We start from the raw sequence: 9,732 nt of genomic DNA, 5'->3' as shown, positions 1-9,732 counted from the left end.
ATCAATCAATCAAAAAAGAAATCATGAGAACATTAGACAACAATCAAATCACAAAAAAATTAAAAAACACCAACGGAGACATCTGGAATGCAAAAAGACGCTATAGATAATCCAATAACATTCTTCCGTCTACTCATCTCTGGCGGAACTAAAAACCAATCATTATGAGAACTTTACAAAATATTCGAAATATATCAAGAAACAGTGGTACACCTCAATATAGTAGGTTTGTAAATTACATTACACAATTCTACGATTATGAAGGAAATATTATTACCGGGAACAAAAGATATACTTACCAAACGGAACGATAAGACAACAGGAAGCAACTCAAAAAAACCATGAAATCACGAAGTTATTATTTCGTGATTTTTTTATAACAGCTTCTCTACTACGTTAGAGATAACAGGAGAAAAACTTAAAAAAAATCTTTACTCTATCCTAGACTGATATTGCAATACAAACATCCACTTTCGACCTTTTCTTTCAATAGTACTTCCGAAATCAAAAAACACCGGACGGTTTTGCGCATTTAGAGAAAATTTCGATAAGTGCCTGTTCAGAAAGTAGTTAATTCCTAAATCATACGAAATCATAGAATCATCCAGGCGATCAAAATCAGAATACTGAACTCTAGCATAAGGTTGTAGCTTTCCTTTATCTCGGTTCTTCCCTATACCTCCCAATAGATATCCTATTTGATAGAGCACGGAAGTTCCGGTTCCTATAACGGGATAGGAATTTCCTTTTCCGTTAAAAGAAGCGCTTTCTTGGTTCAATCCATTAGTTGGATTATTAGCTCCAATAGACCGTATGTAATTAGGACCAAAATTATACTCAAAAAATCCCAAATAAGCACTTAATGCTGTTCCTTTGTTTTTATTAATGGGTAGGTCCAGAAATATATCGGCTGCCAGTAAATTCATATCATGAAATCGCTCATCTCCTTGATTTAATGAGCACAAGGCATCCGGTTGGTATTTAAATCCTGCCCCTACACTTAACACGTTTTTATTTCCTAAATATGTCCCACGGTGTGGTGCATATTTATTGCTTTCAGATTGTGAAAATTCATATTTTACGTATCCTGCATATTGCATACCGGAGTGCGTGTTTGCAAATTCTGCTACTCCTTCTGCTGGTTGAATTTCATTCTGAATAGGAAATGGTTTTGATATGATGAAGCGATAATCGATTTTATGAAATTTGCCCTTTGCATAAAGACCAAGATTTCGCAATAAGTCATCGGTTGTATTCACCGTAGGAAGTGCCAAAAATGGAACATCTGCTATCATTAATTTGGAGGTGCTGGGTGCTGATAAACGGGATAAACCGTTCCATAAAGATTTTCCGCCTCCAATAGTAAAATTCTCAGAAAAACTATATTCGGCATATGCATCTAAGAGTTTTAAAGAAGTTCCTCGACTGGATAGATAATTAAGGTTATTCGTTCCAAACTGAGTATAAACGAATAGCTTTTCTGTAAGCTGTCCTTTAATTGCTAGTCGAAATCGACGTATGGAAATATCCGCTGTTGTATTTTGTATTTCTTCAGAAACGAGACTTCCCGGATTATTCTGATTGACTCTCGCCCACAACTGAAGGTACGTATGTAGTCCCAACCACCGGTTGTGATCATCATTTAAGTACCATTTTAATGGTTTATTCCCAAAAGGATTCGTTTGTTGTTCCTGTGAAATAGTATATTGAAAAAAGAAAATAACTATCCCAATGAAAACAGGAATGGTTTTTTTGTAGCTCATATAATAATGTGCCTGGTTAGGGCGGTGGTGGTTTGTTGGAAAATAGTAAATGTGCCATAAATCGCTGATACCGCCATCAATAGTGCCCCAAATTTTGCGGGACACTCTTCTGACAGTATTTAGAAAATTAATATTTAATTGTTAGCGTATTTTAAATATGCTCCCCTAAGTGATGGTGCTCATCAATTAGCGGTCCTCCTTCTATAATTTGTTGAGAAGCTTGGTTAGCAAACTTTTCAAAATTGAGATGGAAAGAATGTGCTAATTGAATTGCTTTACTGATGTAAGCACCTTTTTGAGTCCAGGTATTCATAGGGTCTAAAATTTCTGTAGGAACACCAGGGCAATATTCCGGCATAAATAATCCAAAAATCGGATGTTGCTCAAAATTCACTTTGTTTAATTTTCCTTCCAGAATAGCTGAGATCATAGCTCTCGTGTTTCTTAATCGTATACGAGATCCAACCCCATAAGGACCTGCACTCCATCCGGTATTAATCAACCAAACATTTACGTTTGCTTCTTCCATTTTTTTACTTAACATTTCAGCATAAACCGTTGGATGCAATGGCATAAAAGGTTCTCCAAAACAAGCAGAGAATGATGGTACTGGTTCTGTAATTCCAGCTTCTGTACCTGCCACCTTAGCAGTATATCCTGAAATAAAATGATATGCGGCTTGTCCGGGAGTTAATTTTGATACCGGAGGTAATACCCCAAACGCATCACAAGTCAGGAAGAAAATATTCTTTGGGTTTTTAGCATATGATGGTTGCTGTATAGTATCAATATGATAGATAGGATAACTTACACGTGTATTTTGAGTGATAGAACTATCTTCAAAATCTACCTCGCCATTTTCCTTGAAAACAACATTTTCTAATATTGCTCCCGGTTTAATAGCTCTATAAATATCCGGTTCTTTATTTTCTGTTAGGTCGATTACTTTTGCGTAACAACCTCCTTCAAAATTAAAGATGGTATTTTCTGCGGTCCATCCGTGTTCATCATCTCCTATTAGTTTACGATCAGGATCAGCAGATAAAGTTGTTTTTCCGGTTCCTGATAATCCAAAGAAAATCGCCGTATCGCCCATTTCTCCAACATTTGCAGAACAGTGCATTGGTAATACGTTCTTTTCTATAGGAAGAATCATGTTTAACGCAGAGAAAATTCCTTTTTTCATCTCTCCGGTGTATGCAGAACCTCCAACTAATGCAATTTTTTTGGTAAAGTTAAGGATAGAGAAGTTTCCTTGTCGGATTCCATATGCAGCTGGATCTTTTGCTTCGTATCCGGGAGCACATAATACCAACCACTCTTCCTGAAAGTTTTCTAACTCAGATTCCTCACAACGTAAGAACATATTATAAATAAACATATTTGACCAAGGATATTCTGTGATCGTACGTACATTCATTTTATACTCGGGATCTGCACACACATACGCATCTCTTACATATAGTTCTTTTCCTGATAAGTAATTGATAATTTCATCTTGTAAAAGATCGAATTTATCCGGATCGATAGGTTTGTTGGTTTTACCCCACCAAACTTTATCTTTGGTATAGTCATCTCTTACTAAGAAACGGTCTTTTGGAGATCTTCCTGTAAACTTTCCTGTGTTAATGGCTAGTGTGCCATCAGAAGTTTCTCTTCCTATTCCTTTTTCGATGGTAATTTCCTGAAGTTTTTCTGGAGAAAGATTGTAACGGACAGTAGTGTCTTTTAATCCATACTTCTCTAGATTAACATTTGCGGCTAATACATTTTCCATTTTCTAAATAATTTAAATTTTAATACTATGTTGGTTAAAAAGGCCATATTACTGGCACTAATAAAAGGGTTATTATAAAAAACAATAACAATAAAGGAGCTCCTACTTTTACATAATCAAGAAACTTGTAACCTCCCGCCGACAAAACCATAGCGTTGGTTGTAGTTCCTACCGGTGTAAGAAATGCTGTAGAGGCACTTATCGCCACAGTAATCATTATTGGTTTTGGCGAAATTCCCAAATTTGTCGCAGCAAGTATCGCTATAGGCGCCATTAATACTGCGGTTGCCGAATTATTAATTGTTTGGCTAAAAGTTGTTGTTAATAAAAACACTCCTCCTAATAATGCAATAGGATGAATTGCTCCCAGATATTTTACCAAACCATCTGCGGCCAATTGAGCAGCTCCCGTTTTTTGAAGTGCGATTCCCATCGGAATCATGGCTGCAATCATAATTACACTGGTCCAGCTTATTCCTTTATAAGCCTTATTAATAGGAACACATCCCGTAATCAGCGTAATTCCTGCACAAATTAATGCAGCTATAGCACCAGGAACGATCTTAAATACAAGTAGAACAATCATCAGAACTAGTATGCCTAAAGCTATATAAGATTTAGGAGTAAGAGTTTCGACGTTTTTTGCCATTCCTTCTGGGCTTCCACAAATGACTAAATTCTCGTACATTTCCTTTAAATCACCTATATTCTGCCAAGATCCCCTGATTAAATAAGCATCACCTGCTTTTACTTTAATTTCTTTATCTTCTAAAGGTTCATTATTTCTGGAAGCTCCCAATAATTGTATCTTAAATCGCTCAAAATAATCTCCAACCCTAATCTCCCTTCCTACAAATAGAGACTTAGGAGTTACAATTACCTCTGCCATACCTACTTCCTGATTGATCAGGTTGTTTTTTAATTCCTCCTCGATAGGGTCTAATTTCCACAACCCTAACCTGAATTCAATCATGATTTTATTAATAGCTTCTGTTTCTCCTTTTACTGTAATGATATCGTGATACTTGAATTCTGTATCTTCCTCAGGGAACTCGATAAATGCCGGGTTCTTTTGAAATACATTTGGATGTCTTCGCTTCAAACGAATGATGGAAACGTTGTGTTTTTTTTCAAAACCCCAATCCTTTATTTTAGTTCCTAACAAAGGAGAAATAGAGCGCACACGTAATCTGAAATAATTCTGGTCTACTCGATACGCTTCGATCCACTTATGAAGTTCTGAATCAATATTTACAGGTTTATTCCGAGTTTTATAACTAGGTAATAATTTATATCCAAAGTATCGGAAATAAACAATAGCTATGACCAATAAAGGCAATCCTATTAAGCCAAATTCAAAGAACGAAAAACCGGTAAATCCGTGTTCTATCAAAGCGTTACTGGCGATGATATTAGGTGGCGTACCGGTCAATGTGAGCAGACCACCTGTATTGGATCCAAATGCCACTGGCATTAATAATTTTGAAGGCAGTGTTCCAATATTCCAAGCGGCAGAAATTGTTACTGGAAGTAAGGTTGCTACAGTACCTGTATTACTAACAAATCCAGAAAGCACTCCTGATCCCAAAGTCACAATGACTAATAATTTTGGAACACTTTTACCAGCCCATTGTATGAACTTATTGCCTGCTAACGCAGTCCATCCGGTTTGCGATAAGCCTTCTCCTATGATAAACAGAGCGGCAATCATAATTACCGTTGTATTACTAAACCCGCTAAAGGTTTCAGTAACATCCAAAACACCTGTTAAGTATAAACTTAACATCGATAACAAGGCTACTACATCAGGTGGATATTTACCCCAAATAAATAAACCAATTGTTATCACAAAAATGACTAACATTATGTACATCTTACACCTTCTTTTGAAGTTGATTATTCAGTGATCAAAAAGCTGTATTTCAAGTTTTGAATTAAAATTTTTTATACTGAATTTCAATCAATAGTCAAAAGAGGGATATCTGTATGAAGTGTTAGTAATTTAGTTAGTCTTCCTTCTGATGGGCCATTCTTTTTAGCATGATTTCTTGGTAGAATAGCCAATAAATCAATTTCTTTATCTTTTATATATTCAAAGATGCCTTTCTCAATATCTGTATTCTCCTGAAAGGTATGATGAGAGTAGAAGTTTTCTAAATAATATTCTATTGCATTTTCATTTCTTTCATCTGCAGGAGTATACCCATAGCAACCATCTTCGTTACAAATAGTTAATACATGAACTTGCGCATGAAAACGTCTTGCTACATCTAATAAAGTTCCAAGAACCGTTGCATCTTCTATCTCCTTCTGTCCTAATATCAATGCTATTTTTTTTACGCCAAACTCTTTTATCGTTTCAGGAATAGCAATTACAGGAAAATCTGCTTCTAATGTTAGTCGAGAAGTATTGGTTGTAGCCGATTCATCTTCAGCTCCTTTTGTACCCATAATCACCAAATCAGCTTTAAACTCTTTTTGTGTTTCTAGAATATTTTCAACTAATTCTCCTGATTTTATAACCGAATTAAGTGTACCTCTAAAAGATGGATTGTCTTTTTTAATTTGTGCAATTCTTTCATCCAATACATTATGGATCGAAATACCCTCAGACATATCACTAATATGAGTTAGCAATATTTCTATTGATTTGTCATCTCCCGCAAAACTTATGGCATAGTCCAAAGCTCTTTCTGTTGTGGTAGATGTATCGAAAGGAACAATAATTTTAGTGATATCTTTCATAATTCTGGTATTTAAGTTTTAGGTTTTTGTGGTTATACCTAACTGCTGGTTCTATACTACAAAGGTTAGCTTATTTCCAATGGTAAAAAATGATATTTATCAGCTTTTACTCCCTGTTTTTTTTAAGAGTTTTGTTAGAAGTAAGTTACGAATAATTGATACGTTGTAACCATGAACAAAAGCGTAGGAAAAATTGATTAGGTTACCAGAACCATTTTTGCAGTAGATTAATTTATTCTACCATAACTATATAGGAGAAACCTTAGGGATCGTTTTATTATCCATATCGGAAGTAATGGTGATCACCGGTTTTATGGGGTGGTGCCCTTTGTATCTCTTATTAGGTGCTGAAAACCTGCTAAGCAAAGAATGAATAGTCAGAAGATCAATAATACAAACTATATGAAGCATTTTTAGGTCTTTAGACCAGTCGTAATTAGATTGAAGTTCATATTTAGTGATCCACTTAAAACACACTAATGGATTGTACTCAATAAATTCTAACTGTGTAGGTTTGATAAGATATCCTTCCCAATATTCGGGTTTGGGAATCTCTTTATCTTGAAATAGCACTTCGTATTTTTTTAAACGCTCTTCTAATATTTTGCGAGAAGCTATTACTTCGCTTTGATTTGATACCCAGGTTCCTAACTTACCTACTTACTTCAGGACGGGAATCGAAGTATCCTTCTGATAAATTTTCCGATAACTTTTCTACTTGACCCGAAACCAAAACCTCTCGTTTTGATTTTATCCAATTAAACAAAATAGAAACCCTGTCATCATTGGCAATAGCATTTACTTTTTCGCTATTATAATTAGTAAAGAATACAAAACCTTTCCAAGTAAATCTTTTAAGCAACACGATTTTACTTTTAGGAAAACCATCTAAGCTTTTGGTTGACAAAAATATAGAATTTACTTCATCTTCAGGACGTGCCTTTCTACTGCATGAAGCCATTGTTGAAAATACGCTATCGGATTATGATCACTAGGTACATTCATGATTCCTGAAGTTTTATTTTTCTTCCATACCAATTGGTCAAAGTTGTGACATAAACAACTACAGAAATAGAACTTACAGGCATTAAGACGGCTGCCACAATTGGTGATAATTGCCCAGTAACGGCAAAGTACAAACCAATAATATTGTATAAGAAAGATAGCACAAAACTAGATTTAATGATCCTAATTACTTTTTTAGAAATCTTGAGATATTTAGGAATCTTATCAAATTGAGATGCATCTAATATGGCGTCACAGGCAGGAGAGAATACATTGACATTTTCTGAGACAGCGATTCCTACATTACTTTGCGCCAAAGCACCGGCATCATTTAATCCATCGCCTACCATCATCACTTTTTTCTCTAACTCCTGTAATGATTTGATATGATTTAATTTATCGTCTGGTTTCTGATTAAAAAGTAAGGAAACATTTTTGGGAAATAATTGTTCTAAGCGCACTTTTTCGCCTTCATTATCACCAGAGAGTACAGACAATTCATAAACGTTGTTAAGGACATCGAAAACATTCTTCAGATTCTTTCGGTATTGGTTATGAAAAACATATCGCCCTTTATATTGGTTATTACTACTAATATGGACATTTGTATTTTGTATTCCTAAAAACTCGGGATTCCCAACAAATTTTGACGATCCTATTTTTATAGTACGTGCTGCTAATTTGGCTTCAATTCCCTTTCCTATATATTCCTGATATTCATCAAGTGTATATATGTCTTGTTCTTCTAAAATTTCATACAATGCTCTACTTAGCGGGTGATTGGATGCTCTTAATGTATTCTTGAGTAATGACTCCTCCTCTCCAGACAATTGCATTCCCTCATACTCTATTTTGCTTGAAGTATTCGTTGTTATTGTTCCAGTTTTATCAAAAATTATACTATCTATATTGGCAAGTTGTTCTATAACACCCACATTTTTGAGATAGCATTTATTTTTTCCAAAAATTCGTAGCAAATTACCCAGAGCAAATGGTCTTGCCAATGCCAATGCACAGGGACAGGCAATAATCAATACCGCTGTAAACACATTGATCGCTTTTGAAGCATCAAAGAACAACCAAAGGGTTGTCGCAATAACAGCAATACATAAAATGACAACAGTAAAGTATTTACTAATTGTATCAGTCAGATTGGTAAAAGAGACCGATTTGTCTTTGCTAAATACATCATTACTCCATAGCTGAGTAAGATAACTTTGCTCTACGGTTTTGGTTGCTTCAATTTCTATGGCTCCATACAGCTGCTTACCTCCAGCAAAAAGTTTATCTCCGGATTTTTTCATAACCGCTGCACTCTCTCCTGTTACAAAACTATAATCAATTCTAGCGGCGCCTTTGATCAATATAGCATCTACGGGTATTAATTCTCCATTACGAATAAGAAGTCGGTTACCTTTTTTAATATCATACACCTGAATACTTTCTTCTTTATTCTTCTTATTATTTTTTTCACATATCAATTTTGTAACCGCAATTGGAAAATAAGATTTATAATCTCTTTCAAAAGACAAAAATGAATAGGTTTTCTGTTGAAAAAACTTTCCTAATAACAAGAAGAATACGAGTCCGGTTAAACTATCGAAAAAACCGGTTCCCCAATCAAATAAAATCTCCGCAGTGCTTCTTAAAAAAAGTACCGAAATCCCTAGGGCGATAGGCACGTCTATGTTCAATATTTTGGATCTCAATCCTTTAAAGGCTGATATAAAATAATCCTGTGCAGCATATAAAACAACCGGCATAGAAAATACAAACATTAACCAACGAAATACGTGCTTATATTGTTCCAACCAGTATTCTGACACCTCAAAATACTCAGGAAAAGACAAGAACATTACGTTACCAAAAGCAAATCCGGTAACCCCCAACTTATATATCAAACTCCTATTGATATGCGTTTGTCCTTCGGCATAATCATTTAGACTTATATAAGGTTCATACCCTATAGAATTGAGTAAGATAACGACTTCTTTCAACGATGTTTTTTCATTTTTAAAAGTGATTCTCACTGTTTTTTTAGGAAAATTAACCTGAGAATTAGTTATGGAAGGTTCAAGTCTATGTAAGTTTTCTAATATCCAGATACAAGAACTGCAGTGGATATGCGGAATATACAATGTAAGAATCTCTATATTGCCATCATTGAACTCTACTAATCTTTCTGCAATGGCAGGAGTATCGAGATAGTCGTATTTTTTTTCAATTTCTTTAGGAATGGCTCCAGGAGCAGATTGCAGGTCATAATAACAGGATAAATCATTATTCGAAAAAATATCATATACAGTTTTGCATCCATTGCAACAGAATGTTTTTTGATCAAAAGCAATTGCTAGGGCGTCGCAATCATTTCCACAGTGATAGCATATGGATTCTATCATACTCATTTAATTTGCTACAAAAGTGAAAAAGACAGTACGTATA

At 34.9% G+C, this 9,732-nt stretch carries 8 protein-coding genes; 2 read left to right on the top strand and 6 right to left on the bottom strand.

What is annotated here, in order from left to right; genetic code table 11:
- Positions 1-164: 164 nt before the first annotated feature.
- The gene (locus ACWGOQ_RS03645) at positions 165-314 is read left to right on the top strand and encodes a hypothetical protein (RefSeq protein ID WP_452057196.1); all 150 of its coding nucleotides are present in this window, start codon (positions 165-167) and stop codon (positions 312-314) included.
- Between the two features lie 117 nt (positions 315-431).
- On the opposite strand, the gene ACWGOQ_RS03640 is transcribed toward ACWGOQ_RS03645, so the two are convergent.
- The 4 genes from ACWGOQ_RS03640 to ACWGOQ_RS03625 form a co-directional block, all read right to left on the bottom strand.
- Positions 432-1,868, bottom strand: a complete 1,437-nt coding sequence (locus ACWGOQ_RS03640; protein WP_452057195.1) for a porin — start codon at positions 1,866-1,868, stop codon at positions 432-434.
- A 46-nt stretch (positions 1,869-1,914) separates the two neighbouring features.
- Positions 1,915-3,540: a phosphoenolpyruvate carboxykinase (ATP) gene (pckA, locus tag ACWGOQ_RS03635; protein ID WP_452057194.1), complete on the bottom strand. Its 1,626-nt coding sequence runs from the start codon at positions 3,538-3,540 to the stop codon at positions 1,915-1,917.
- Between the two features lie 34 nt (positions 3,541-3,574).
- The gene (locus ACWGOQ_RS03630) at positions 3,575-5,413 is read right to left on the bottom strand and encodes an SLC13 family permease (RefSeq protein ID WP_452057193.1); all 1,839 of its coding nucleotides are present in this window, start codon (positions 5,411-5,413) and stop codon (positions 3,575-3,577) included.
- Between the two features lie 83 nt (positions 5,414-5,496).
- Positions 5,497-6,285, bottom strand: a complete 789-nt coding sequence (locus ACWGOQ_RS03625) for a universal stress protein (protein WP_452057192.1) — start codon at positions 6,283-6,285, stop codon at positions 5,497-5,499.
- A gap of 226 nt (positions 6,286-6,511) precedes the next feature.
- Between ACWGOQ_RS03625 and ACWGOQ_RS03620 the strand changes: the two genes are divergently transcribed.
- Positions 6,512-6,658, top strand: a complete 147-nt coding sequence (locus tag ACWGOQ_RS03620) for a YgaP family membrane protein (protein WP_452057206.1) — start codon at positions 6,512-6,514, stop codon at positions 6,656-6,658.
- A gap of 279 nt (positions 6,659-6,937) precedes the next feature.
- Here ACWGOQ_RS03620 and ACWGOQ_RS03615 read toward each other — a convergent pair whose 3' ends face one another.
- Both ACWGOQ_RS03615 and ACWGOQ_RS03610 read right to left on the bottom strand, forming a co-directional pair.
- Positions 6,938-7,246: a pyridoxamine 5'-phosphate oxidase family protein gene (locus ACWGOQ_RS03615; protein WP_452057191.1), complete on the bottom strand. Its 309-nt coding sequence runs from the start codon at positions 7,244-7,246 to the stop codon at positions 6,938-6,940.
- Positions 7,247-7,286: 40 nt separating this feature from the next.
- Positions 7,287-9,689 (bottom strand): heavy metal translocating P-type ATPase, encoded by a 2,403-nt coding sequence (locus ACWGOQ_RS03610; RefSeq protein ID WP_452057190.1) that lies wholly within the window; start codon positions 9,687-9,689, stop codon positions 7,287-7,289.
- Between the last annotated feature and the right edge of the window lie 43 nt (positions 9,690-9,732).

The sequence above is a fragment of the Aquimarina ulvae genome, assembly GCF_053613295.3.
This window is presented reverse-complemented; position numbering and strand designations above follow the sequence as displayed.

Excerpts from the sequence above, each read along its gene's own strand:
- ACWGOQ_RS03645 (WP_452057196.1), top strand. The coding sequence starts at position 165 with ATGAGAACTTTACAAAATATTCGAAATATATCAAGAAACAGTGGTACA.
- ACWGOQ_RS03615 (WP_452057191.1), bottom strand. The coding sequence starts at position 7,246 with ATGGCTTCATGCAGTAGAAAGGCACGTCCTGAAGATGAAGTAAATTCT.
- pckA (WP_452057194.1), bottom strand. The coding sequence starts at position 3,540 with ATGGAAAATGTATTAGCCGCAAATGTTAATCTAGAGAAGTATGGATTA.
- ACWGOQ_RS03630 (WP_452057193.1), bottom strand. The coding sequence starts at position 5,413 with ATGTACATAATGTTAGTCATTTTTGTGATAACAATTGGTTTATTTATT.
- ACWGOQ_RS03625 (WP_452057192.1), bottom strand. The coding sequence starts at position 6,285 with ATGAAAGATATCACTAAAATTATTGTTCCTTTCGATACATCTACCACA.
- ACWGOQ_RS03610 (WP_452057190.1), bottom strand. The coding sequence starts at position 9,689 with ATGATAGAATCCATATGCTATCACTGTGGAAATGATTGCGACGCCCTA.